The 24,331-nt window shown below is 74.5% G+C and carries 25 protein-coding genes; 8 read left to right on the forward strand and 17 right to left on the reverse strand.

All coding sequences use genetic code 11. The features are described from left to right. Positions 1-158 precede the first annotated feature (158 nt). Positions 159-974, forward strand: coding sequence for a DsbA family protein (locus tag ACFQ6N_RS16395; RefSeq protein WP_380649666.1), 816 nt, complete (start codon positions 159-161; stop codon positions 972-974). A 125-nt stretch (positions 975-1,099) separates the two neighbouring features. After that, positions 1,100-1,750 carry a vitamin K epoxide reductase family protein gene (locus ACFQ6N_RS16400; protein WP_380649667.1) on the forward strand — a complete coding sequence of 217 codons (651 nt, stop codon included), beginning with the start codon at positions 1,100-1,102 and terminating at the stop codon, positions 1,748-1,750. 7 nt (positions 1,751-1,757) lie between these two features. On the opposite strand, the gene ACFQ6N_RS16405 is transcribed toward ACFQ6N_RS16400, so the two are convergent. The 4 genes from ACFQ6N_RS16405 to ACFQ6N_RS16420 all read right to left on the reverse strand — a co-directional run bounded on the left by ACFQ6N_RS16405 (position 1,758) and on the right by ACFQ6N_RS16420 (position 4,463). Then, a complete protein-coding gene (locus tag ACFQ6N_RS16405; protein ID WP_380649669.1) occupies positions 1,758-2,258 on the reverse strand; it encodes an NUDIX domain-containing protein in 501 nt (166 codons plus the stop codon). Between the two features lie 104 nt (positions 2,259-2,362). Beyond that, on the reverse strand, positions 2,363-3,436 hold the full coding sequence (locus ACFQ6N_RS16410) for a serine hydrolase domain-containing protein (RefSeq protein ID WP_380649670.1): 1,074 nt from the start codon (positions 3,434-3,436) through the stop codon (positions 2,363-2,365). Positions 3,437-3,492: 56 nt separating this feature from the next. Beyond that, the gene (locus ACFQ6N_RS16415) at positions 3,493-4,023 is read right to left on the reverse strand and encodes a GNAT family N-acetyltransferase (protein WP_380649671.1); all 531 of its coding nucleotides are present in this window, start codon (positions 4,021-4,023) and stop codon (positions 3,493-3,495) included. A 23-nt stretch (positions 4,024-4,046) separates the two neighbouring features. Continuing rightward, positions 4,047-4,463, reverse strand: a complete 417-nt coding sequence (locus ACFQ6N_RS16420) for an ankyrin repeat domain-containing protein (RefSeq protein ID WP_380649672.1) — start codon at positions 4,461-4,463, stop codon at positions 4,047-4,049. Positions 4,464-4,859: 396 nt separating this feature from the next. Here ACFQ6N_RS16420 and ACFQ6N_RS16425 point away from each other — a divergent pair, with 396 nt between their 5' ends. From ACFQ6N_RS16425 to ACFQ6N_RS16435, 3 genes are all read left to right on the forward strand, one after another. Then, positions 4,860-5,054, forward strand: coding sequence for a hypothetical protein (locus ACFQ6N_RS16425; protein ID WP_148646425.1), 195 nt, complete (start codon positions 4,860-4,862; stop codon positions 5,052-5,054). Positions 5,055-5,173: 119 nt separating this feature from the next. Continuing rightward, positions 5,174-6,778, forward strand: a complete 1,605-nt coding sequence (locus ACFQ6N_RS16430) for a hypothetical protein (RefSeq protein WP_380649674.1) — start codon at positions 5,174-5,176, stop codon at positions 6,776-6,778. A 297-nt stretch (positions 6,779-7,075) separates the two neighbouring features. Further along, positions 7,076-7,450, forward strand: a complete 375-nt coding sequence (locus ACFQ6N_RS16435; RefSeq protein WP_380649675.1) for an RNA polymerase-binding protein RbpA — start codon at positions 7,076-7,078, stop codon at positions 7,448-7,450. Between the two features lie 201 nt (positions 7,451-7,651). Here ACFQ6N_RS16435 and fxsA read toward each other — a convergent pair whose 3' ends face one another. The 5 genes from fxsA to ACFQ6N_RS16460 form a co-directional block, all read right to left on the reverse strand. Then, positions 7,652-8,230, reverse strand: coding sequence for an FxsA family membrane protein (gene fxsA, locus ACFQ6N_RS16440; protein WP_380649676.1), 579 nt, complete (start codon positions 8,228-8,230; stop codon positions 7,652-7,654). A 55-nt stretch (positions 8,231-8,285) separates the two neighbouring features. Then, positions 8,286-9,926 carry an apolipoprotein N-acyltransferase gene (gene lnt / locus ACFQ6N_RS16445; RefSeq protein ID WP_380649719.1) on the reverse strand — a complete coding sequence of 547 codons (1,641 nt, stop codon included), beginning with the start codon at positions 9,924-9,926 and terminating at the stop codon, positions 8,286-8,288. Positions 9,927-10,053: 127 nt separating this feature from the next. Then, on the reverse strand, positions 10,054-10,512 hold the full coding sequence (locus ACFQ6N_RS16450; protein ID WP_380649678.1) for an N-acetyltransferase: 459 nt from the start codon (positions 10,510-10,512) through the stop codon (positions 10,054-10,056). A gap of 61 nt (positions 10,513-10,573) precedes the next feature. After that, a complete protein-coding gene (locus tag ACFQ6N_RS16455) occupies positions 10,574-12,214 on the reverse strand; it encodes an amidohydrolase (protein WP_380649679.1) in 1,641 nt (546 codons plus the stop codon). Positions 12,215-12,245: 31 nt separating this feature from the next. Beyond that, entirely contained in the window at positions 12,246-12,686 is a 441-nt protein-coding gene (locus ACFQ6N_RS16460; RefSeq protein WP_350524989.1) for an Lrp/AsnC family transcriptional regulator, read from the reverse strand. Positions 12,687-12,913: 227 nt separating this feature from the next. Here ACFQ6N_RS16460 and ACFQ6N_RS16465 point away from each other — a divergent pair, with 227 nt between their 5' ends. After that, positions 12,914-13,417, forward strand: coding sequence for a hypothetical protein (locus tag ACFQ6N_RS16465; RefSeq protein ID WP_380649680.1), 504 nt, complete (start codon positions 12,914-12,916; stop codon positions 13,415-13,417). A gap of 113 nt (positions 13,418-13,530) precedes the next feature. On the opposite strand, the gene ACFQ6N_RS16470 is transcribed toward ACFQ6N_RS16465, so the two are convergent. Further along, positions 13,531-14,691: an acyl-CoA dehydrogenase family protein gene (locus ACFQ6N_RS16470; protein WP_380649681.1), complete on the reverse strand. Its 1,161-nt coding sequence runs from the start codon at positions 14,689-14,691 to the stop codon at positions 13,531-13,533. Between the two features lie 210 nt (positions 14,692-14,901). Between ACFQ6N_RS16470 and ACFQ6N_RS16475 the strand changes: the two genes are divergently transcribed. Next, positions 14,902-15,558, forward strand: coding sequence for a uridine kinase (locus ACFQ6N_RS16475; RefSeq protein ID WP_380649682.1), 657 nt, complete (start codon positions 14,902-14,904; stop codon positions 15,556-15,558). Positions 15,559-15,948: 390 nt separating this feature from the next. Then, positions 15,949-18,036, forward strand: a complete 2,088-nt coding sequence (locus tag ACFQ6N_RS16480; RefSeq protein WP_380649720.1) for an AAA family ATPase — start codon at positions 15,949-15,951, stop codon at positions 18,034-18,036. A 70-nt stretch (positions 18,037-18,106) separates the two neighbouring features. On the opposite strand, the gene ACFQ6N_RS16485 is transcribed toward ACFQ6N_RS16480, so the two are convergent. The 7 genes from ACFQ6N_RS16485 to ribH all read right to left on the reverse strand — a co-directional run bounded on the left by ACFQ6N_RS16485 (position 18,107) and on the right by ribH (position 24,328). Beyond that, positions 18,107-19,093 (reverse strand): NAD-dependent epimerase/dehydratase family protein, encoded by a 987-nt coding sequence (locus ACFQ6N_RS16485; RefSeq protein ID WP_380649683.1) that lies wholly within the window; start codon positions 19,091-19,093, stop codon positions 18,107-18,109. Between the two features lie 112 nt (positions 19,094-19,205). Next, complete coding sequence (locus ACFQ6N_RS16490; RefSeq protein ID WP_380649684.1) at positions 19,206-20,252, reverse strand: hemolysin family protein; 1,047 nt, start codon at positions 20,250-20,252, stop codon at positions 19,206-19,208. Further along, entirely contained in the window at positions 20,249-21,592 is a 1,344-nt protein-coding gene (locus ACFQ6N_RS16495; protein ID WP_380649685.1) for a hemolysin family protein, read from the reverse strand. Before ACFQ6N_RS16495 ends, ACFQ6N_RS16490 begins: the two co-directional genes overlap by 4 nt. Before the next feature lie 261 nt (positions 21,593-21,853). Then, on the reverse strand, positions 21,854-22,294 hold the full coding sequence (locus ACFQ6N_RS16500) for a PH domain-containing protein (RefSeq protein WP_380649687.1): 441 nt from the start codon (positions 22,292-22,294) through the stop codon (positions 21,854-21,856). A gap of 172 nt (positions 22,295-22,466) precedes the next feature. Next, positions 22,467-23,315: an ATP phosphoribosyltransferase gene (gene hisG, locus ACFQ6N_RS16505; protein WP_380649688.1), complete on the reverse strand. Its 849-nt coding sequence runs from the start codon at positions 23,313-23,315 to the stop codon at positions 22,467-22,469. A gap of 112 nt (positions 23,316-23,427) precedes the next feature. Further along, positions 23,428-23,700: a phosphoribosyl-ATP diphosphatase gene (locus ACFQ6N_RS16510; protein WP_280685086.1), complete on the reverse strand. Its 273-nt coding sequence runs from the start codon at positions 23,698-23,700 to the stop codon at positions 23,428-23,430. Positions 23,701-23,854: 154 nt separating this feature from the next. After that, complete coding sequence (ribH, locus tag ACFQ6N_RS16515; RefSeq protein ID WP_380649690.1) at positions 23,855-24,328, reverse strand: 6,7-dimethyl-8-ribityllumazine synthase; 474 nt, start codon at positions 24,326-24,328, stop codon at positions 23,855-23,857. Between the last annotated feature and the right edge of the window lie 3 nt (positions 24,329-24,331).

Genomic DNA, 24,331 nt, shown 5'->3' on the forward strand with positions numbered 1-24,331 from the left:
CGGGTCACCCCCCGGACGCCGGTCATCCCCGTACCCGGCCGTACGTCGGCCCCCGTACGCCCGCAGGCAGTGCGCACGACTCCCGCGTTCACCGATCCCGCCGCACCCGGTGCGGTTTCCCGCGCGCACCCGCGCGCCGCGTACAGGAGTTGACTTCCATGGCTCAGGCCCCCAGCAAGCAGCAGGCCAAGCGCATCAGTGCCCGTGAGCGGATCCAGGAGGCGCAGCGCCGCGAGCAGCAGACCGCCAAGCGCCGTCAGCGGATCGTGGTGACGGTGTCGGCCGTCGTCGTGCTGGCCCTCGCGGGCGGTGTCGCCGTCGCGATCAACTCGGCCTCGGGCAAGGACGACAAGGCGGCCTCGGCGGCGAGTTCGGCGCCGCTGGTCGTGCCGGCCAACGCCGGCGGCCCGAACGGCACGGTGATCACCTACGGCAAGGCCGACGCCCCGCACACCATGGAGGTCTACGAGGACTTCCGCTGCCCGGTCTGCAAGCACTTCGAGGCGGCGAACGGCGAGGCCGTCAGGAAGCTCACCGAGGACGGCCAGGTCAAGGTGGAGTTCCACCTGGCGGCCTTCCTGGACAAGAACCTCGGCGGCAAGGGCTCGCGCACCGCGCTGGCCGCCGCCGGCGCCGCCCTGAACGAGGGCGTGGACAAGTTCAAGCAGTTCCACGACGTGCTGTACGCCAACCAGCCGGACGAGCGCGAGGACGGCTTCGGCGACGTCGACCACCTGCTGGACCTGGCCGGCCAGGTGCCCGGGCTGAAGACGGACGCCTTCGTGAAGGCGGTCACCGACCGGACCTACGCGCCGTGGGCGGCGAAGGTCGCCGACGCGTTCAACGACAGCGGGGTGACCGGGACCCCGACGGTCAAGGTGGACGGCAAGACGGTGACCCTGTTCAGCGGCAACGCCGTGGTCTCGCCGGAGCAGTTCACCGCGCAGGTCAAGCAGGCCGCCGGCCTCCAGTAGGCCCGGGCCTCCGGGCCCCGCGCCCGGGCCCCACCGCACCGCACCCTCACCGCACCGCACGGCACCACCGGCCCGGCCGAACTCCCGGCCGGGCCGGCTCCTCCCAGCCACCGGAGTGTGCTGCCATGTCCGCCGCTACCACCGTGCACCGGTCGGGGCCCGCCCCCGACACCGCCGGCCGTGCCCCGATCGGGGCGGGCCGGGCCTACGCGATCCTGCTGTTCCTCGGCGGGCTGGTCGGGCTGGCCGCCTCGGCCGTCCTGACCTTCGACAAGCTCCGCATCCTGGAGAACCCCTCCTACGTCCCCAGCTGCAACCTCAACCCGGTGATCAGCTGCGGTTCGGTGATGCGCACCGAGCAGGCGGAGGTCTTCGGCTTCCCGAACCCGCTGCTCGGCCTGGCCGCCTTCGGCGCGCTGGCGGCGATCGGGGCGGGGCTGCTCGCCGGTGCCGCGTACCGGCGCTGGTTCTGGCTGGGCCTGCACGCGGGCACCGCGCTGGGCGTGGTGTTCGTGCACTGGCTGGTCAAGCAGGCGCTGTACGACATCGGCGCGCTGTGCCCGTACTGCATGGTGGTGTGGGCGACGGTGGTGGTGCTGTTCTGGTACACGACGCTGCACAACCTGCGGACGGGGGTGATCCCGGCGGGCCCGCGGCTGCGCGTGGTCGCCAGGGAGGCGGCGCGCTACCACTGGGCGCTGCCGGTGCTGTGGGCGGCGGTGATCGCCCTGCTGGTCCTCAACCGGTTCTGGTACTACTGGAGCACCCTGCTCTGACCATCCGTCACCCCACGTACCCCGCCGAGTGCAGCAGCGCGGCGGTGCCCGTCCGCCGGGCCTCCAGGGCCCCGGTGAGCAGGCGTGCCGCGCCGGGGTTCAGCAGGGCGGCGGCCCGCGCGGGGCTGAAGTACCCGTAGTCGGCGATCTCCTCGGCCTGCAACCGGACCACCGCGCCCGCCCCGACCGTGCCACCGTCGAACATGAACTGCACGGCGGGGTGGGCGTGTTCGCCCTGGTCGGGGATCTCCTCGCGCCATTCCACGACGAGCAGCCGCAGCTCGCCCGCGGCCAGCCCGGTCTCCTCGCGCAGTTCCCGCGCCGCGCACTCGGCCGGCCCCTCCCCGCGGTCCATCCCGCCGCCGGGGAACTGCCACTGGTCGCGGTAACCGGCCTTCAGCAGCAGGACCCGGCCCGCCTCGTCGGTGAGCAGCACGCTGCAGCCGACGTAGGCGCGCACCAGCCCGGCGAGCCACTCCTCCTCCGAGAGTGCCCAGGTGTCCGTCATCGCGCCTCCTCCGTCGGGTTCCCTCCCCGAGGACACTCTGCCGCGATCACCGGCCCGCAAACGGTGGTGCGTATCCGATCACCCGAACGAGTGCTCCCGGCCGCTCAGCCGAACACGGCCCGCCGGTAGGCGTTGCGCAGGTCGGTGAGCGACTGGGTGACCCGGTCGTAGTGCACCTTGTTGGTGAGCAGCAGCGCCCAGCGGCCGAGCCGGCGGGAGACCCAGAACCCGGTGCCGGTGAAGCCGTAGTGGACGAAGGTGCCCTCGGCGGGCTCGGTGCCGGGGGCGCACAGCCAGGACAGGCCGCGGGCGGGCCGCAGTCCGCCGGTCTGTTCGCGCAGCGAGGCGTCGATCCAGGCCCCGCCCCAGGGCAGTCCGGGCGGCGGGTCGAGCAGCGCGGTGAGGAAGCGGGCGAGGTCCCGGGCGGTGGAGAAGGCGCCGGCGTTGCCGGAGACGCCGCCGAGCAGCCGGGCGGAGGGGTCGTGGACGACGCCGCGCAGGTGGGCGCCGGTCGGCTCGTCGTACTCGGTGGGCGCCGTGCGGTCGGCGAGCGCGGCGCCGAGCGGCCCGTACCGGGTGTCGGTCATGCCGAGCGGGCGCCAGGCCCAGCGCGCGGCCAGTTCGTCCAGCGGCGCGCCGGCCAGGTCCTCGACCAGGTAGGTGAGCAGCACGGCGGCGCGGTCGGTGTACTCGACGGCCGTGCCGGGCGCACCGTGCAGCGGCGCCGCGAGCACCCCGGCCCGGATCGCCGCGAGGTCGCGCCCGTAGAGCCGCTCGAAGCGGGTGTACGGGAGCATCCCGGCGGTGTGGGCGAGGAGCTGCCGGGCCGTCACCGCGCCGACGGGGCGGCCGGCGGCGGGCGGCCACCAGCGGCCGAGCGGTTCGTCCGGCGGCAGCCGCCCGTCCTGCCGGAGCACCCCGGCGCAGGGCCAGAGCGCGACGATCTTGGTGAGGCTGGCCAGGTCGTACAGCGTGTCCGGCCCGGGCGCCAGCCGTGCGTACGGCCCCTGCCCGAGCACGCCGTGGCTGCCGCCGCCGAGCGTGCCCCCGGCGTCGCCGACGGCCCAGACGGCGCCCGCGCCGACGGCGGACACGCCGTCGCGGACCAGCCGGTCCAGCTCCCCGCCGGGCGCGGCCAGGGCGGGGAGCCGCTCGGCTCCGGGTGCTCGGTGGTTCATCCCGCCCCCAGGGCCGGTCGTCAGGGCGACCGGAGCCTACCCGGCGGGGCGGGCCTTCAGACCGCCGGGACGAGCTCCTTGCCGAGGCAGACGCTCAGCGGGTGGTCCTTGTAGAAGCCGAACTTCCGGACCGCCGTGTAGCCCTCGGACTCGTAGAGCGCGATCGCCTCGGGCTGCTCGGTGCCGGTCTCCAGGACGAACCGGGTGCGCCCGGCCTCGACCGCGGTCTGCTCCAGGCGGCGCAGCACGCCCCGGGCCAGGCCGCGGCCGCGGGCCTCGGGGATCACGAACATCCGCTTCAGCTCGGCGTCGCCGTCGCGCAGCCCGTCCGGGCCGGCCTGCTTGGCCCGCCAGCCGCCGCAGGCGACCGGGCGGCCGTCCAGGTAGGCGATCAGGAACAGCCCGGCCGGGGCCTCGAAGTGCTCGGGGCGCATCTCGGTGAAGTCGGGGTCGCCGTAGCGCCGGACGTACTCCTGCTGCACCTCCGCCGACAGGGCCTGGGCGTCGGGGTGGGCGTAGCCGGTGACGCGGAACTCGACGGTGCCGGTGTCCTGGGTGCCGGTGTCCTGGGTGGCGGTGTTGTCCATGGTCGGAAGCCTACGGTCCCCGTTCAGCGGACCTCGAACCGGGCGACCAGGTCCTCCTTGCCGAACATCCGGGCGGTGTCCAGGGCGCTCGGGGTGCCGGCCTGCGGGTCGGCGCCGCCGGCCAGCAGGGCGGCGAGCACGTCCTCGGCGCCCTTGAAGACGGCGCCGGCCAGCGGGGTCTGGCCCCGGTCGTTGGCGAGGTCCGGGTCGGCGCCGTGCCGGAGCAGCACCTCGACGGTGGCGGCGTGGCCGTGGTAGGCGGCGAGCATCACCAGGGTGTCGCCGCGGTCGTTGGTGAGGTCGGCCGGGGCCCCGGCGTCCAGGTAGGCGGCCAGGGTGTCGGTGTCCCCGGCGCGGGCGGCGTCGAAGAGCTTCCCGGCCAGGGCGATCACCTCGGCGTCGGGGGCGTCGGCGGGCTGCTGGCTGGTGGCGTCGGTCATGGCGGGCGGCCTTTCCGGTCGGTTCGTCGGGTGGTCGCGGGCTGCGCCCAGGGCACGGTAGCGGCCGGTGCCGGAGCGGGCCACCCGGTGTCCGTGATCCGGATGACGGCCCGTGCCCCGGTCGACACACGGCCGCACCGGTCGCGCAGCCATTCGAGCGAACTTCCGGGACCCCCCGGAAACTTCCCGCCCGCTTCCGGGGAATGCCTCGGCACACCGAATCCCCGTGGCGACCGGCCCCCACCCCGGCCGGTTCGCATACCGCCGTCCGGCCTACGGATCGGTATCGAGCGGCACAACCACCCATTTGCACCGTTCCATCATCTATTACTTTTTGTCACGATTAATGCACTTTCCGTAACACCCCCGCTTGTCCCCCCTCCCGAGGAGCGGATCGTGATCCTCTCGATTTCCGGCATCGTCCTGTTCGGCACCATCGCCTTTCTCTTCTTCCGCCGGGACGGACTAAAGGTCTCCCACGCCATCGTCTGCGCCCTGCTCGGCTTCTACATCGCCGGCTCGTCGATCGCCCCGAGCATCACCGCGGGCGGCGCCAGCCTCGCGAGCCTGCTCGGCGGCATCAAGTTCTAGCCGCCGCCACTCCCCTGCCGTACCGGCCCGGGCGCGGATCCCACCGCCCCGGGCCCCGTCGTACCCCACCGCGCACCCGCACCCGTCCCGCCCGTCCCACTCGCCCGGGGAGTCAAGGAATGCCGCTCCACCGCCACCTCAGCAAGGGCCGCGAGATCGCCCGGACCGCCGGGGACCACGCCTCCGACATGTTCGCCCCGCTCTCCGTCATCGGCCGCGGCATGCGCCACCACACGGCCTGGGCCAAGGACCGCTGGCAGGCCACCCCCAAGGAGCGCCGCGGCCCGACGCTTTTCCTGGCCGCCGCGATGCTCGTCGGCATCTACCTGCTGCCGCACGGCCTGCTGTTCGCCCTGGTCGCCCTGATGGCCAGCGCCGCGTGGGCCGGGCGGGCGCCCAGGGCCGCGCCCGCCCCGCCCGCCCCGGACGTCGCCGACACCAAGCTGAGCGCCCTGTACGCCGCGCTGACGCCCTACCTGTGCGGCCCCGAGGACCCCAACCCGCTGTACCACTTCGAGGGCAGCCACAAGAGCGCCTTCGGCTCCTGGGAGTTCGACGGTGAGGGCCGGCTCTCCCGGCTGGAGCTGAGCTACCCCGCGTACTTCACCGACACCGAGCCGGCCGCCCGGGCCCGGATCGAGCAGGTCGTCCAGGGCAAGGCCGGCCGGGCCCGGGAGTACCGCTTCGACTGGGACGAGGAGTCCAACCGGCTGCGGATCGCCGCACTGGCCCCGCTGCCCACCGACGTCGCCGCCCAGCGCTTCGTGGCCGCGCCCGGCGAGATCGTGCTGGGCTTCACCGACGAGGACGGCACCGCCCGGACCATCCCGGTCGCCGAGGGCGGCACGACCGTCCAGCGGCCGCCGGTGGTCTGGCGCACCGGGCCGCGCTCCTCCGAGCCGCACCTGCTGGCGCTCGGCGTCACCGGCTACGGCGGCTCCGGCCTGCTCCGCTCGATCGCGCTGCAGGCCCTCCCGTACGCCGACCTGGTGGTGGTCGACGGCGCCGGCACCGGGGAGCACGCCTGCCTGGTGAACCGGCCCGGCGTGCACACCGTGGAGACCAGCCTGCACGGCGCGCTGGCCGCGCTGGAGTGGACCGTCCAGGAGACCGACCGCCGGCTCACCGCGCTCAACGCCGCCCGGCACGCGGGCTCCGCCCCGCCCGAGGACGTCACCCGGCCGCTGTGGCTGCTGCTGGACCACCCGACCGAACTGAGCGAGCTCGCCCAGGCCGAGGGCCGGCCCGACCCGCAGGACCTTCTGGAGCTGCCGCTGCGGCACGGCCGGGCCGCCCGGGTCACCGTGGTGGTCGCCGACGACATCGAGGCCCTGGACCGGATCTCCCCGACCGTCCGCGCCACCACCCGGGCCCGCGTCGTGCTCGGCCCGGCCGGCCCGGACGAGAGCCGCGCCGCCCTCGGCGCGCCGCTGGACATCGTGCCGGCCGCGCACGCCCCGGTCGGCCGCGGCTACGCCCGGATCGGCAACGGCACCCCGGTCCGGCTCCAGGTGCCCGCCACCGTCGACCCGCTGGACGAGGAGGCCCCGGCGCGGCTGCGGGAAGCGGTGATCGCGCTCCTGCCGCACCGCGACAGCCGGACCGAGGCGGCGGCCGTCCCGCCCCGCCCGGAGCGCCCCCCGCTGGTCGCGCCGGTCGACCCGGCCCGCCCGGTCGACCTCGCCAAGGGCGAGCCGCTGATCCGCTCGCGCCCGATCTCCTGACCCCGCCCCTGAGCCCGCTCCGGGCTCCGGACCGGGGTCGGCGCGGGCCGCCGGAAGCCGCCCCGGTACGCTCGTCACAGAAAGTCCGCACGATCACCAGATGTGAAATGGGTGACACCTGGAGTGATATCACCGGCCAGATGTGACAAATCGGGCGCAGGTGGGTACAAACAGGGGCGGCACTACAGACGACGCATGTCCCGGGACGGGAATCTTCGTCGGAAGCCGAGCGTTGACCGAACGACGAAGAACAGCGACCACTAGTCCTGTGGGCCATAAGCCCGGGAGGCACGATTCATGAGCGAGCGAGCTCTCCGCGGCACGCGACTCGGGGCCACTAGCTACGAGACCGACCGCGGTATCGATCTGGCTCCCCGCCAGACCGTCGAGTACGCATGTCAGAACGGACACCGATTCGAGGTTCCTTTCTCGGTCGAGGCGGAGATCCCCGCGACCTGGGAATGCCGTTTCTGTGGCCAGGAGGCGATGCTTCTCAACGGCGACGAGCCGGAAGAGAAGAAGACCAAGCCCACGCGCACCCATTGGGACATGCTGATGGAGCGCCGGACGCGCGAGGAGTTGGAGGAGGTGCTGGCCGAACGGCTGGCCGTGCTCCGCTCCGGCGGGATGAACCTCGCGGTACACCCGCGAGACACCCGTAAGAGCGCCTGACCTCGCTCCCGCCGCGAGCGGGAGGACGCGAAAAGGGACCCTGGTTTCCAGGGTCCCTTTCGCGTTGTCCGTTCCCGGTCGGCCGGGGCCGGTCCCTCCGAAGCGGCCCCGGGCTGGGGCCGCCGGGGGCCGTCGGGACCGGGGGCCGCCGGGGCCGCACGGGCGGAGGGCTGCCGGGGCCCGCGCGGGGCCCCGGCCGGGTCAGCCGGAGATCGGCGGGCGGTAGCCGGTGTCCGGGCCCTGCGGGCCGCGCGGGCCGGCCTCCGGCTCGACGACCTCGCCCTGGATCACCTTGCCGTCCGGGCGGTGGATGCGCAGCTGCTCCTGGAGCCGCACCGCGTCCGCGAACGGGGCGGCCCCGGCCGTGGCGGTGCTGCGCAGCGCCTTGTCGGCGACCCGGCGCCCGGCCGCCCGCCACAGCGCCCGGGTGGGCGGGAACAGCAGGGTCAGGGCCACCAGGTCCGACAGGAAGCCCGGGACGATCAGCAGCAGGCCCGCCAGCACCGTCATGCTGGTGCCGGTCTGCGGCTGCTCGGACTGCGGGTTCTTGCTCTGCTCGATCGCCGCCGACAGCGCCTTCATCCCGGCCCGCTTGATCAGCGAGCCGCCGATCAGCGCGCCCGCGACCAGCAGCAGCAGGACGGTGAGGCCGCCCAGCCACGAGCCGACCTGGACCAGCAGCCAGATCTCCAGTACCAGCCAGGCGGTCATCAGCAGCGGCAGGACCCGGCGGAGCCTTCCGCGCGGGGCCGGACGGGTGGGGGTAGCTTGCTGCGTCACGGTACTGATCCACTCCCAGCGGTGCTCGGCGCGCCGCACGGGAGGTCCGGGCCGGCTACGGCACCACCTGGTCCAACGGTTCCGGCCGCGCCGGTGTTCCGGCGGCGGGCTTCCTCCGGCGTCCGACCAGCAGCGCGGCGCCGCAGGCCAGCAGGCCGCCGACGGCCAGGGTCCACTCCGGGACGGCACCGACCCGGTCGGCCACCGTGGTGCCGTCGCGCAGCGGGACGGTCGCCGACAGCTCGGCCGGGGTCAGCTCCTCGGTGCGCTGCTCGACGGTGCCGTCCGGGGCGATCACCGCGCTGATGCCGCTGGTGGCGGCGATCAGCACCGCCCGGCCGTGCTCGACGGCCCGCAGCCGGCTCATCGCGAGCTGCTGCTCGGGCTGGCCGGTCTTGGCGTAGGTCGCGTTGTTGGTCTGGACGACCAGGACCCGGGCGCCGCTGTCCACGGTGTCGCGGACGATCTCGTCGTAGGCCACCTCGAAGCAGATGACGTCGCCGATCCGGGCCGGTCCGAGCTGCATGACGCCGTTGTGGTCGCCGGGGTAGAAGTCCCGGGCGACCCGCTGGAGGCGGGTGATCACCTTCATCAGCTGGGCGCGGAAGGGCACGTACTCGCCGAACGGGACGGGGTGCTGCTTGGTGTAGGAGGCGCCGGGGCCGGTCTTCGGGTCCCAGACGATGCCCTCGTTCTGGACGTGCTGGGCGTCCGGGCCGTCCACCAGGGTGCCGACCAGGGTCGGCACGCCGATCGCCCGCACGGCCTCGTCGATGCGCTGACGGGCCAGCGGGTCGCTGAACGGGTCGAGGTCGGAGGAGTTCTCCGGCCAGATCACGACGTCGGGGCGCTCGACCTTGCCGGCCTCGATGTCGGCGGCGAGGCGCTCGGTCGCCGCGGCGTGGTTGTTGAGGACCATCATCGGGCGGCCCAGGAAGTCCATGCCCGGGTTGGGCACGTTGCCCTGGACGATGGCCACCTTCACGGTGTCCGCGGCGGCGGTCGGCACCGGGACGAGGTAGCCGGCCAGCAGCGCGGCCACCGCCCCGAGCGCGGCCAGGGCGGCGGCCTTCGGGGCCTTGCCCGGCCCGCGCAGGCGCAGCGCGGCCCAGGCCAGCAGCGCGCCGGAGAGCGCGACCGCGAAGGTCACCAGCGGCGCGCCGCCGAGCGCGGCCAACGGGGTGTACGGGGTCGCGGTGTTGGCGAAGGCGAGCCTGCCCCAGGGGAAGCCGCCGAGCGGCAGCCGGTCGCGGGCCCACTCCTGGGTGATCCACAGGCAGGCCGCCCAGAGCGGCCAGGCGGGCAGCCGGGAGGTGAGGGCCAGCCCGCCGCCGAGCAGGGCGAGGAACAGCGCCTCGACGACGGACAGGCCGACGGTGGCGTCCCAGCCGACCACCCGCAGCCAGCTGAGCAGCATCAGGAAGAACGGCAGGCCGAAGGCGAAGCCCGTCCACAGGCCCTGGCGGAAGGTGCGGCCCACGGTGAGCAGCGAGAGCGCGGCGACGCCGAGCAGCGACAGCGGCCAGAGGTCGTAGGGCGGGAAGGCGGCGGCGAGCAGCAGGCCGGCCAGGGCCGCGAGGCCGGTCCGGGGCAGTCCGGTGCGGATCCTGGCGAGGACGAGGGCGCCGCGGCCCGGGCGGGGGGCCGGTTCCTGTGGCTCGGGCGCGGTCTCCGACCGCTCCTGGGTGACGGGAATGGCCACCGGCGCACCATCTTCCTGGGGCTTGCTGTTCGGACGCTGTGCGAAGAAGGTACCCCGGAAGGTCCGTGGGACGTGAGGTGAGGGTGCGAGGGCCTCCCCCGGGTGGTCAGCGCTCGGGTGGTCAGCGCTCGGCGTAGCGGACCGGGCCGAGCGGCCAGTGCCCGGTGAGCCAGGCGGAGACCGCGCGGTACAGCGGGGCGTCCAGGTGGGCGCGGTCGGCCCGGACCCAGGAGCTGACGGCGGCCACCGACGGATCCTCGCGGTCCGGGTAGATGTAGACGCAGCCGATCACCTCGTCCCCGGCCGGCTCCAGGACGGTGTAGGTGAAGCCCCGGCGGCCCTCGAAGTCGGCGGCGTGGCGGCGCAGGTCGGCGAGGTTGCGCTCGGCCGGCATCCCGTCGGTGGGCGGCCAGTTCCCGCCGACGAAGCCGGGGGTGGCGCGGATGTGCCCGATGCTGTCGGTCCAGGCGGCGTGGTCGGAGGCATTGTGCTGCTCGCCCAGGGGCTCCAGGCGGAACTCCGGGGCGAGCAGCTCGCGCGGGACGGTGAAGTCGGCGGGTACCAGCGGGTCGGCGGTCATGGTGATCAACCTACGGCCGGTGACCGGCCGTCTCACCTGTTTTACCGCCGGCGGGCGGCGGTCACCTCAGGTGCACGGTGCGGCCGCGGACCACCGTGCGCAGGCAGGTCGGCAGCGGGTGGCCGGGGGTGAGGTCGGGCAGGCCGGGCGTGCCCGAGCGCGGGTCGGTGGACCAGCCGGCCACCCGGGAGTCGGGGGCCTGGACGACCAGTTCCCCGGCGGCCCAGACCGCGTAGCTGGCGACCGCGCCGGGCACCAGCACTCCGTCCTGGTCGCGGCCGATCGCCCGCCAGCCGCCGCGGGTGTGGGCGGTGAAGGCGGCGCGGACCGAGATCCGGTGGTCCAGGGTCCGGTGGAAGGCCGCCGCGCGGACGGTGCCCCACGGGTCGAGCGGGGTGACCGGGGCGTCGGAGCCGAAGGCCAGCGGGACGCCCGCGCGCAGCAGCGCCGCGAAGGGGTTGAGGGCGGCGGCCCGCTCGGCCCCGAGGCGCTGGACGTACATGCCGTCCGGGCCGCCCCAAGCGGCGTCGAAGGCGGGCTGCACGGAGGCGGTGAGGCCGAGTTCGGCGAAGGCGGACACCGACGCCTCGTCCAGTGCCTCGGCGTGCTCGACGCGGTGGCGCAGGGCCTTGACCCGGCCGGTGCCGACCCGTTCCCCGGCCGCCCGGACGCCCTCGATCACGGCGGTGACGGCCGCGTCGCCGATGGCGTGGAAGCCGGCCTGGAGTCCGGCCTCGGTGCAGGCGGCGACGTGGTCGGCGACCTGCTCGGCGGTCAGGTAGGCGGTGCCGGTGTGCTCGGCGTCGGCGTACGGGGTGTGCAGGCAGGCGGTGTGCGAGCCGATCGCGCCGTCCACGAAGAGGTCGCCGCCGACGCCCGCCGCGCCCACTCGGCGGGCCGTCTCGATCCCGCCCAACTCGCCCCAGTAGCCGAAGACTTCGGGCCCGTCGCCGTCGGCGGCCAGGGCCAGCAGAGCGGCCAGGTCCTGCTCCGAGGAGATCTCCGGACCGGCGCACTCGTGCAGTGCGCCGATGCCGAGCTCGGCCGCGCGGGCCAGGGTGGCGCGCTGGGCGTGGCGGCGCTGCTCGGGGGTGAGGCGGGCGAGCGCGGTCCGCCGGACCGCGTGGTGGGCGTCCTTGGTGAGCGGGCCCTCGGGGTCGTACCCGGGCCGCCCGGCGAGGCCCTCGGCGAGGGTGCGCAGCGCGGTGGTGGCGAGTGCCGAGTGCACGTCGGTGCGGGAGAGGTAGAGCGCCGCGCCCCGGGCGGCGGCGTCGAGTTCGGCGAGCGTGGGCGGGCGGCCCTCCGGCCAGCCGCTCTCGTCCCAGCCGTGGCCGATCAGCACCCCGCCGGGCTCGGACCGCGCGTCGACGAAGGCGGTGACGGCCTCCAGGGCGGCGGCCAGCGAGGGGCTGCCGGTGAGGTCGAGGCCGGTGAGCGCCAGGCCGGTGGCGGTGGCGTGCACGTGGGCGTCCACGAAGGCGGGGGTGACCAGGGCGCCGCCCAGCTCGACGATCTCGTCGGCGGTCGCGGCGTACGCCTCGGCGGCGCCGTCGCTGCCGACCCAGGCGATGTGCTCGCCCTCCACGAGCATCGCGGTGGCGAAGGGGTCGGCGGGGCTGTAGACGGCGCCGCCGCGCAGCAGGACGGTCCGGGGGCCCTTCCCGCCCGAGGGCGGGCAGGAAGGGAGGGTGCGTTCGGTCATGCGGCCAAGTCTGCACCCCACCGGTCCGGGCTCAGAGCTTCGGGGGCCGTGCCTCGTACGGGGTGGACAGGACGACGGTGGTGCGGGTGGACACCCCGGCCGCGCTGCGGATGCGGGCGAGCAGGTCCTCCAGGTCGCCGGGGGCGCCCACGCGGACCTTGAGGATGTAGTTCTCGTCGCCGGCGACGCTGTGGCAGGCCTCGATCTCGGGCAGGCCGGCCAGGCGCTCGGGGGTGTCGTCCGGGGCGCTGGGGTCGAAGGGCTTGACCGAGATGAACGCGGTCAGTGCCAGGTCGACGGCGTCGGGGTCGACGATCGCCGTGTAGCCGCGGATCACCCCGCGCTGTTCGAGGCGGCGCACGCGCTGGTGCACCGCCGAGGTGGACAGGCCGGTGGCCTTGCCCAGGTCCGTGTAGCTCATCCGGCCGTCCTCCAGGAGCAGCTGGACAATGCGTTGGTCGAGATCCTCCACAGTCGGCAAACCTACCCGGTCGGGCGCACGGGGGGCGCACGAGGTGGCACGGGGAGAGATCGCAGGTGTCGGACGGGCACATGCCGGGTGAATGTGGCAAGCGGTGTGGCCAAGGACACACCCGGTGCATCGCGGTGCACAACACCGCAGGATTATGAGTCCGGATCACAGGGAAGTGCTGGTTGTGGCCCTGGACGACCGCCGGGCCCGATCCTAGGGGGATCCTCATGCCTGCTACTGACCAGCGCGTGCTGGGCGCCGACGAGACCGACGACACCGACGATCCGACCGGCCGCGACGGCCTCGCGGTCGACCACGCGCCGGGCACCGACCCCGGCGACGCCGAGACCTGGGACATCTTCCGGGTCAACTGCCCCGAGTGCCGCCGCCCGATCGCCCTGGTGGCGGACGAGGAGCGGCTGCCGCAGCACGCCCTGCTGCCGACCGCCTGGAACCCCTTCGCCCCCGCGATCTGCCCCGGCTCGGGCGCCCCGACGGACGACCTGGCGGAGGTGGACGAGCCCGAGGACGCCGAACCGGCCGGGTTCGAGGCGCTGTTCAAGCTCCCGAACGGGCTGGACTGGCGGACCCAGCCGTTCTCGCACGCGGTGGCGCACTGCCCGGTGCGGATGGCGGCGGTGAGCCCGGCGCTGCCCGCGATCGCCTCGGCTCCGACGGTCGCCGCGCTGTGCGCCATCCCGGAGCAGCGCCGCCGGCTCGTCCGGCGCTGAACTCCCCCACCGCGCCGGCGGGTCGAAGCTTCGACCGGAACGCCTCCGGCCGTCACTCCGCACCCTGGAGTGACGGCCGGAGGCCGTGTGAGGGGGCGCCGGACGCCCGGGGGTCACTTGGTGAGGTGGCGGCCGATCACCAGGCGCTGGATCTGGTTGGTGCCCTCGACGATCTGCAGGACCTTCGCCTCGCGCATGTAGCGCTCGGCCGGGAAGTCCTGGGTGTAGCCGTAGCCGCCGAGCACCTGCACGGCGTCGGTGGTCACCCGCATCACGGCGTCGGTACAGAACAGCTTGGCCATCGCCGCCTCCTTGGAGAACGGCCGGCCCGCGTCCTTCAGCCGCGCGGCGGACAGGTACAGCGCGCGCCCGGCCTCGATCTGGGTGGCCATGTCGGCGAGCATGAAGGACAGGCCCTGGAAGTCGGCGATCGGGCGGCCGAACTGGCGCCGGGTGCCCGCGTAGTCGACCGCGAGGTCGAGCGCGGCCTGGGCGACGCCTATCGCGCAGGCGGCGATGCCGAGCCGGCCGGAGTCCAGCGCGGCGAGCGCGATCTGGAAGCCCTGCCCCTCCTCCCCGATCAGCCGCTCGCTCGGGACCCGGGCGCCGTCGAAGTGCAGCTGGGCGGTCGGTGAGGAGCGCATGCCCATCTTGTGTTCCGGCGGGGCCGCGGAGAGGCCCTGCTGGGTGCCGGGGACCAGCAGGCAGCTGATGCCCTTGGCGCCCTCGCCGCCGGTACGCACCAGGGCGCTGTAGAAGTCGGCCTGCCCGCCGTGGGTGATCCACGCCTTGGTGCCGTTCACGACGTACGCGTCGCCGTCCAGGTCGGCGCGGGTGCGCAGCGCGGCCGCGTCGGAGCCGGACTGCGGCTCGGACAGGCAGTAGGCGCCGAGCTGCTCGCCGGAGAGCATGCCGGGCAGCCACGCGTCGCGCTGCCGGTCGGTGCCGAAGCCGGCCAGCGCGTGGCAGGACAGGGTGTGCACGCTGACCCCGAGGCCGACGGCGAGCCAGCCGGACGCGAGCTCCTCCAGCACCTGGAGGTACACCTCGTAGGGCTGCTCGCCGCCGCCGTACTTCTCGTCGTACGGGAGGGAGAGCAGACCGGCCTCGCCGAGGGTGCGGAAGACGTCCCGCGGGAAGCGGTCGGCGGCTTCGTCCTCCGCCGCGCGAGGACGCAGCTCCCGCTCGACCAGGTCCCGGGTGAGGCTCAGCAGCTCGCGGGCCTCCTCACTGGGCAGCTGGCGCTCCACGGCTTTCACAGGGGAGGGGGTCATGGCGGCGGTCGCCTCCTCGATCGGGCGCCGGACCGAGGTGTCGGCGGGTCCGGCGCGGGTGCGGCTGGTCGGACCGACCGGCACCGGGTTGCGGTGAACGGCCGTTCACAGTCGTGGCGAAGCGAGTATGCCCGAAACCCGCGCTGCCGTCACGACCTGCACAGATGAACTGTCCGCAGTGGTGGGATACGGCACCGTAGGGTTGACGTTGTGGCTGCTTCCGAAACCCTCCGCTCCTGTGCTCGGCCCGCCCCCGGCGACGGTCCGGACGCCCTCGCGGCGGAGCTGCGCGCCCTCCCGCCCTCCTGCGGGCCGGTGCGGCTGGTCGCGGTGGACGGGCACGCGGGCTCCGGCAAGACGACCTTCGCCGGGCGGCTGGCGGCGGCGCTGGGCGGGGCCCCGGTGGTCCACCTCGACGACCTGGCCACCCACGACGAGCCCTTCGGCTGGACCGGGCGGCTGCGCGAGCAGGTGCTGGAGCCGCTGGCGGCCGGCCGGGACGCCTCCTACCGGGTGTACGACTGGACGCTGCGGCGCTTCGCGGGAACGGCCGCGGTACCGGTCGCCCCGGTGGTGCTGGTGGAGGGGGTCGGGGCGGGCCGGCGGGCGGTGCGGCCGTGGCTGGCCCGGGTGGTCTGGATGGAGCTGGAGGCGGACGCGGCCCGTCGGCGCGGCGAGGAGCGGGACGGTCCTGATCTGGCCGAGTTCTGGGCGGGCTGGGCCCGGGCCGAATCGGCGCATTTCGCCGCCGACCCGAGCCGTCCGTACGCCGCGACGCGGGTCGACGGGGTGACCGGCAGGATCGCGCCGGGCACCGTGGGTGAACCTTCAACTAGTGCCTTGACCTGCGACATCGCCAGGACTTAGGTTCTCCACAGCCGCCGGAACGAAAGCTTCCGGCCGCCTCGGACCCGGCGTCCCCGGCTTGTTCCCCCGTGAGCCGGGGGCGCCGTCCGGTCCCTTTCCGAATCTCGCTCCCCGGCCGCCCGTTCCGGCCCCGGACCGCTCAACGGCCGCTCGCGCGATCGCATTTGACCCCGTTCGGCACCCTTCCGGATCAGCCCGGCGCCGGTACGATTCCTGGCAGGCGCACATGCGCCGCAGGGGGCTCGACGACCACCGGCCAGGGTGTGCACCAGCGACGCGCCGGCCGAGCCCCGGGCCACACCGCGGGGGGCGTGAGTGACGACGGTGGACAGTTCCGACAGCACGGCGGGCGGCCCGGACCGACTCGCCGACCGGGCCTGGCTGCGCGCCATGGACGCCTACACGGCCGGCGCGTACGCCCGGGCCGAGGAGGAGTTCCGCGCGGCCGTCCGGCTGGACCCCGGCATGGCCGACGCCTGGCTCGGCCTGCACGCACTGCGCAGCGACACCTCGGCGGCGCTGCTCGCGATGTACCGCCACCAGAAGCGCTTCGGCGAGCAGCGGCGGCTGCACCGGCGGCCGCTCGGCTCCTGGTACTGGCTGGGCTGGTGGGTGCAGCCCGTCCTGGAGGACGCCCGCGACCTCGCGCTGGCGCACGCCTCGCACTGGCTGGACGGCCGCCACCTGGCCGAGCTGGACCGGGCGTTGGAGCAGTGTCCGGCGCCCAGCGAGGACCCGTCCGCCCGCTTCCTGTACGCCTGCCGCTCCTACCTCCTCAAGGACTGGGAGCAGCTGATCCGGGACACCGACCGGCTGCTGGACGACCCGCTGCTCGGCATCGAGGCCGGACTGTTCGCCGGCATGGCACGGGTACGGCTGGACATGTGCGCGCAGGCGCAGGCCCCGCTGGCCGCCTCGCTCGCGCGCTGCCGCTCCGAGCAGCCGCAGCGCAAGGAGCTGCGCTACTGGCTCGCGCGGGCCTACGAGGGCGCCGGGCGCAGCGCGGCGGCGCTCCCGCTCTACCGGGCGGTGCACCGGGCGGACCCGGCGTTCATGGACACCGCGGCGCGGCTGACGGCCATCTCGGCCGAGGACGGGCTCGCGGACGGACTCTCCGACGGACTGACCGACGGACTGCTGACGGGCGGGCGCCCGGGCGGGGCCGAGGGCGCCGGGGCCGGCGGCGGGGCGGGCATCGAGGCGGGCTTCCTGGACGACGACGGGTTCGCCGTGGGCCAGGGGTTCGGGGACGGCTTCGGAGCCGGGGCCGGCGGCGCGACCGTCGCCGGCGACGGTGTGCTGAGCGGCGGGCCGGCGGGCGGTGGCCTGCCGAGCGGCCTGTCGGGCGGGGTTCCGGGCGGGATGCCGGGCGGAGTGCCCTCGATGGACGCCGGCCTGGTGGACGGGCCCCTGCTGGGCGGAGCGCTGCCCGAGGGCGCCCTGCCGGAGGGCGCCCTGGTCGACGGCGGCCCGGTCGACGGGCCCCCCGGCGGCGCCCCGCAGGCCGCCGGGGAGCGCTCCGGCTCGGGCGCCCCGGCCGGCCCCGCCGCGTCGCCGCCGCCCTCCCGGGGCCAGGCGCAGTCCCGGGCCGCCGGTGCGCCCGCGCCCCGGCCGGACGGCGACGAGCGCGAGCTGGACGCCGCCCTGGCCGAGCTGTCGCTGATGGTCGGCATGGAGCCGGTCAAGCGCCAGGTACGGGCGCTGTCCGCCCAGTTGAGGATGTCGCGGCTGCGGGCCGCGCAGGGCCTGCCGGTCCAGCCGCCGAAGCGTCACTTCGTCTTCTCCGGCCCCTCCGGCACCGGCAAGACCACCGTGGCCCGGATCCTCGGCCGGGTCTTCCACGCCCTCGGCCTGCTCTCCGGCGACCACCTGGTGGAAGCCCAACGCGCCGACCTGGTCGGCGAGTTCCTCGGCCAGACCGCGGTCAAGGCGAACGACCTGATCGACTCCGCGCTGGACGGCGTGCTGTTCATCGACGAGGCGTACAGCCTCTCCAACTCCGGCTACACCAAGGGCGACGCGTACGGCGACGAGGCCCTCCAGGTGCTGCTCAAGCGCGCCGAGGACAACCGGGACCGGCTGGTGGTGATCCTGGCCGGCTACCCCGAGGGCATGAACCGGCTGCTCGCCACCAACCCCGGCCTCAACTCCCGCTTCACCACCCGGGTCGACTTCCCCAGCTACCGCCCGGGCGAGCTGACCGCGATCGGCGCCGCCTTGGCCGGCCGGGACGGCGACGGCTGGGACGAGGACGCCGCCGAGGAACTGGCCAGCATCTGCACCCACGTCGTCCGCGAGGGCTGGATCGACGAACTGGGCAACGGCCGGTTCATCCGCACCCTGTACGAGAAGTCCTGCGCCTACCGGGACCTGCGGCTGTCGCTGCTGCGCGAGCCGCCGGGCCGGGAGGACCTGGCCACCCTGCGGCTGCCGGACCTCGTCCAGGCGTACGGGGAGCTGATCGACGGCCGGAGCTGACGGCGGCCGGAGCTGACAGCGGCCGGAGCCGGCGACGGCCGGGACCGGCTCCCGGGCCCGGAGGGCGGACTCACCCCCTGAGCAGCGCCGCCTCACGCTCGGGGTCGAGCCCGACCGCCGGCCGGTCGGCCCGCTGCGGGGCGGTGCCGCCGATCGCCCGCAGCCAGGCCCAGGTGTCCTCGACCGTCTCCTCGACCGGGCGGCAGCGCAGCCCGGCGCCGACCGCGCGCTCGACCGAGCCGGTGTGCAGGAACTCGTACAGCTCGCCCGGCGGCAGCCAGACCGGCAGTTCGGTCCACGGCTCGACGCCCGCCGCCAGGATCCGCTCGGGCTCGGTCCAGCGCAGGTCGGCGTCCGAACCGGTGGCCCGTACGCAGGCCTCCAGCAGCTCCCCCATGGTGGCGTGCCCGGACGGGCTGACCACGTTGTACGGGCCGCCGAGGCGGGCGGCCACGGCGTCCAGGGTCCAGGCCGCGAGGTCGCGGACGTCGATGTACTGGAGCGCCAGCCCGCGCGGGCCGGGGGCGAGCACCGGGCCGCCCCGGGCGATCCGGTCGAGCCACCAGGGCAGCCGGCCGATGTTCTCGTACGGGCCGAGGACCAGTCCGGCGCGCACCAGCAGGGCCCGGCCGCCGAACCGAGCCTCCAGGGCCAGCTCGGCGCCGCGCTTGGCCTCGGCGTAGGGCACCTCGCCGGCCGGGTCCGGCGAGGAGGCCACCGTCGGGGCCGCCTCGGCGGCGCCCGCGACCAGCGGGTACTCGTACACCGACCGGCTGGAGACGTAGGCGTAGTGGCCGACCCGGCCGTCCAGCGCGCGGGCGCTGTCGCGCACCGCCGCCGGGGCCCAGGACCAGGTGTCCACCACCGCGTCCCACTCCTGCGCGCCGAGCGCCGCGAGGCCGTCCGCGGCCGTACGGTCGCCCGTCAGCATCCGGACGCCCTCCGGCGCGGGCTGCGTGCCGCGGTTGAGGGCCGTCACCTCCCAGCCCCGGGCCAACGCCTCCTCGGCGACGACCCGTCCGACGAACTTGGTTCCACCCAGCAGGAGAAGTCTCATGCCGGCCACTCTCCTCCGAGGGTGGCCGGCATGGAACGGCTGCATGCTCTGGGCAGAATCGCCGTGGGCGGACACGCCGTGGACGGGAGCCGCGACCGGCCCGGACCGGCCGCTACGCGGTGGCGCGGTGGTCCGGGTCGTGCATCTCGCCGACCAGTTCCTCCAGGACGTCCTCCAGCATGACCACGCCCAGCGTGCGCCCGTCCTGGTCCAGCACGGCGGCCAGGTGGCAGGTCGCACGGCGCATCGCGCCGAGGGCGTCGTCCAGCGGGAGGCCGCCGCGCAGCACGGTGATCGGCCGCCACAGCCGGGCCGGGATCGGCGCCGAGCGGTCCTCCACGTCGAGGATGTCCTTGAGGTGGAGGTAGCCGAGGTAGCCGTGGCCGGCCGGGTCGCCGTCGGTGACCGGGAAGCGCGAGAAGCCGGTGCGCAGGGCGAGCTCCTCGACCTCGGCGGCGGTCGCCTTGGTGTCCACGGTGACCAGCTGCTCGGGCTTGAGCAGCACCTCGGTGACCGGGCGGTGCCCCAGTTCCAGGGCGTCCTCCAGCCGTTCCTGGCGCCCCTCGTCGAGCAGGCCCGCGTCCCGGGAGTCGACCAGCAGGTACATCAGCTGCTCGGTGGTGAAGACCGACTCGACCTCGTCCTTGGCGTCGACCCGGAACAGCTTCAGGATGCCGTTGGCCAGGGCGTTCAGCACCCGGATCACCGGGGCGAGCCAGCGGGCCAGCCGGTCCAGCGGCGGGCCGAGCCAGAGCGCGGCCTTCTCCGGGCCCGCCATGGCCATGTTCTTCGGCACCATCTCGCCGATCACCATGTGCAGGAACACCACGACGGCGAGCGAGATCCCGTAGGACAGCGGGTGCATCAGGCCGGACGGGACGCCGATCGCGTGGAACGGGCCCTCCAGCAGGGAGGCGATGGTCGGCTCGGCGAGGGCGCCGAGGCCCAGCGAGCAGACGGTGATGCCGAGCTGGGCGGCGGCCAGCATCGCGGACACGTTGGACAGCGCGTGCAGCACGGTGCGGGCACGCTTGTGCCCGGCCTCCGCGAGCGGCTCGATCTGGCTGCGGCGCACGGACACGACGGCGAACTCCGCGCCGACGAAGAAGGCGTTGCCGAGCAGCAGCAGGACGGCGACGGCCAGTTGGAGCACGGTCATCGGGCGTTCTCCCCGTCCTCGCCGAACATCGCCGGCGCGCTGGTGCGCTGCACCCGGACCCGGCTGGTGCGGTGGCGGTCGACACCGGTCACGGTGAGGCGCCAGCCCGGCAGCTCGGCCTGCTCGCCCACCTCGGGGAGCTTGCCGAGCAGGTCGGCGACCAGGCCGGCCAGCGTCTCGTACGGGCCGTCCGGGGCGATCAGGCCGATCGCCTCCAGCTGGTCGGTCCGGGCGCGGCCGTCGGCCTCCCAGGCCGGCAGGCCGTCGACGGGCGGCAGCGGGAACAGCTCGGGGTGGTCGTCGGGGTCGTGCTCGTCCTGCACCTCGCCGACGATCTCCTCGACGATGTCCTCGACGGTGACGACACCGGCGGTGCCGCCGTACTCGTCGACCACGATGGCCATCGGCTGGAGGCGGCGCAGCCGGTCGAGCAGCCGCTCGGCGGGCAGGGTCTCGGGGACCAGCAGCGGCGGCGAGGACAGCTCGTCGACGCGCACCAGGCCGCGCCGGGCGGCCGGGACGGCGAGGGCGTCCTTGAGCGTCACGATGCCGGTGACCTCGTCCAGGCTGTCGGCGTACACCGGGAAGCGGGACAGGCCGGTGGCCCGGGTGAGGTTGATGACGTCGGAGGCGGTGGCGTCGCGCTGGAGCGCGGCCACGTCGATGCGCGGGGTCATCACGGACTCGGCGGTCAGCTCGCCCAGGCCGAGGGTGCGGACGAACAGGGTCGCCGACTCCTCGTCTATCGCGCCGGCCTTCGCCGAGTGCCGGGCCAGCGAGACCAGCTCGGCCGGGGTCCGGGCGTGGCCCAGCTCCTCCTGCGGCTCGATCCCGAACGCGCGGACCGTACGGTCGGCGGCGCCGTTCAGGAAGCTGATCAGCGGGCGGCAGACGAAGGAGAAGGCCATGTGCGGGGCGGCGACCGCGCGGGCCACCTGGAGCGGGCGGGAGATCGCCCAGTTCTTCGGGACCAGTTCGCCGATCACCATCTGGACGACGGTGGCCAGCACCATGCCGACGACCACGGCGACGCCGCGGGTGGCCGTGTCCGGCACGCCCAGGGCGGACATCACGGGCGAGAGCAGCGTCGACAGGGCCGGCTGGGCGAGCATGCCGACCACCAGCGAGGTGACGGTGATGCCGAGCTGGGCCCCGGAGAGCTCGAAGGAGAGGTTGCGCAGGGCCCTGGCGACACGGGCGGACTTGGCGTCGCCCGTCGCGGCGGAGCGTTCCACCGCGCCGCGCTCGGCGGTCACGAAGGCGAACTCGGCGGCCACGAACAGGCCGTTGGCGAGGATCAGGAGAACGGCTGCGAACAACAGCAGCCAGGCGGTGATCACAGTGCCGCCTGCCTTCCGGGGATCGGAAGTGGGGCGGCGCAGGTACTACCGGACGGATCGTCCATCGAGGGGGAGTGTCACTCCTCTGGTCGGTGCGGGCGGTCGTTGGGGGAACAGGGCGCACTTTGCCCTGCTTTTACCAGCGTAGACCATATCCGGCCGAGTGTAGGAAGCGTGTTCGGGCCCGCCGGGGGACGTCCGGAACCGGCCCGGAGCGGGCCTCGGGCGGGCCGGGAACCGCAGGTCGGGGGCCGGGCGGCGTCAGGCCGCGGCGTGCTGCTCGACCAGGTCGCGAAGCGCGCGGGCGTCCGCGATCGCCTGGTCCTTGCCGACGCCGGACTGGATGCCGACCGCGGCGAGCGAGGTGCCGTCGGCGAGGTCGAGGGTGGCCCACGGGTCGCCCTGGCGGAAGTTGACCCGGACGATCTCGGCCCAGGCGAGCCGGCGGCGGCGGACGAAGTTGACCACCGTCACACCGTCCGCGTCGGCGCTCACCCGGGGGCGGGCCAGCATCAGGCCGACGGCGGCGAACAGGACCCCGCTGCCCGTCATCATGATCCGGTCGTTGAGCTGCCAGTTCTCCGGGAGCAGCACGGCCAGCACGGCGAACAGCACCACCAGCAGGACGCAGACCGGCAGCAGCACGACGCGGGTGCGGCGCGGCGCCCAGGTGACGGGGAACTCGACGGGCGGCGTGGTCACGTGGGGTCTCCGGGGTGGTTCTGGTCACGGCGGCGCGGGGTGGGACGGGGGCGCCGGTCCGGCGGCCCGACGGCGCGGGGCGGGGACGCCGGTCGGCGTCCCCGCCCCATTGAACCGTTCTTTACTCGCGGGCGGGCGAGCAGGTCACCGCGGGCGGGTCACCGCGGGCGGGTCAGAGGCGGCAGGCGTGGATGTTGGTCACCAGGATGGCCCGGGCGCCGATGCCCCACAGGTCGTCCATGATCCGCTGCGCCTCCTTGCGGAGCACCATCGAGCGGACCGCGACCCAGCCCTCGGTGTGCAGCGGCGAGACGGTCGGCGACTCCAGGCCCGGGGTGAGCCCGACGGCGGCGCTGACGTTCTCGGCGCGGATGTCGTAGTCCATCAGCACGTAGCGGCGGGCCACCAGCACGCCCTGGAGGCGGCGCAGGAACTGCTCAACCCGCGGGTCCTCGCCCGCGCCCTTGGGCCGGATCACCACGGAGTCGGAGACCAGGATCGGCTCGCCGAACACCTCCAGACCCGCGTTGCGCAGGCTGGTGCCGGTCTCCACCACGTCGGCGATCACGTCGGCGACGCCCAGCTGCACCGCGGTCTCCACCGCGCCGTCCAGCTTGGTGACCGTCGCCTTCACACCGTGGTCGGCGAGGTGCTGCTCGACCAGGCCGGTGTACGACGTCGCGATCCGCAGGCCCTCCAGGCCCTTGACGTCCTCGACCTGCACGCCCTCGGGGCGGGCGAAGCGGAAGGTCGACCCGGCGAAGCCGAGGGCGAGCACCTCCTCGGCGTTGGAGTGCGAGTCCAGCAGCAGGTCGCGGCCGGTGATGCCGACGTCCAGCCGGCCGGAGCCGACGTAGACGGCGATGTCGCGCGGGCGCAGGAAGAAGAACTCGACCTGGTTGTCCGGGTCGACGAGGACGAGCTCCTTGGGGTCCTTCCGCTGGCGGTAGCCGGCCTCATGGAGCATCTCCGCCGCGGGACCCGAGAGCGAACCCTTGTTGGGGACGGCGATGCGCAGCATGGGAGGTTGCTTCCTTACCTGTCGGGAGGTGGGGTGTGCCGGTCCGGGGATGCACCGGTCCGGGTGTGCCGGTCGGGACGCCGGCCGTGCGGCCCTGCGTCCGGAGGTGCTGTCAGAGGTACTTGTAGACGTCGTCGAGGGTCAGCCCACGGGCGATCATCATCACCTGAACGTGGTAGAGGAGCTGGGAGACCTCCTCCGCCGTCTGCTCGTCGGACTGGAACTCGGCGGCCATCCAGACCTCGGCGGCCTCCTCGACGACCTTCTTGCCGATCGCATGGACGCCCTGCTGGACGAGCTGCGCGGTACGGGAGGACGAGGGGTCGCCGGTGGCGGCCTTCTGCTGGAGCTCGGCGAAGAGCTCCTCGAATGTCTTCGAAGCCATGATGGGGCCACCTTACGGCGTGCGGGCTTACGGGCGGTAAACGGTCCCGGACGGTGGACAGTCCGGTGGACGTCCACCGTCCGGGACCGGAAGGCGTGCGGGAGGCGTGCGGGAGCTGTGCGGGACCGGCGGGCGGCCGGACCGCGCGCCGCCCTCAGCGCGCGGCGCGCAGCACCGCGGCGGTGCCCACGGCGGCGGTGACGGCCTCGTGGCCCTTGTCCTCGGCGGAGCCCGGCAGCCCGGCGCGGTCGAGTGCCTGCTCCTCGTTGTCGCAGGTCAGCACGCCGAAGCCGACCGGGACGCCGGTGTCGACGCTGACCTGGGTGAGGCCGAGGGTGGCGGCCTGGCAGACGTAGTCGAAGTGCGGGGTGCCACCGCGGATCACCACGCCGAGGGCCACCACGGCGTCGTAGCCGCGCTCGGCGAGGCGCTTGGCGGCGACCGGCAGTTCGAAGGTGCCGGGGACGCGCAGGACGGTCGGCTCGGCGATGCCCAGTTCCTTGAGCGCGCGGTGGGCGCCGTCCAGCAGGCCGTTCATCACCGTGTCGTGCCACTGGGCGGCGATGACGGCGACCTTGAGGTCGGCGGCGCCTTCGATGGTCAGCTCGGGGGCTCCGTGGCCGCTCATGTT

Source organism: Kitasatospora sp. NPDC056446, from assembly GCF_042796115.1.
Taxonomy (GTDB): Bacteria; Actinomycetota; Actinomycetes; order Streptomycetales; family Streptomycetaceae; genus Kitasatospora.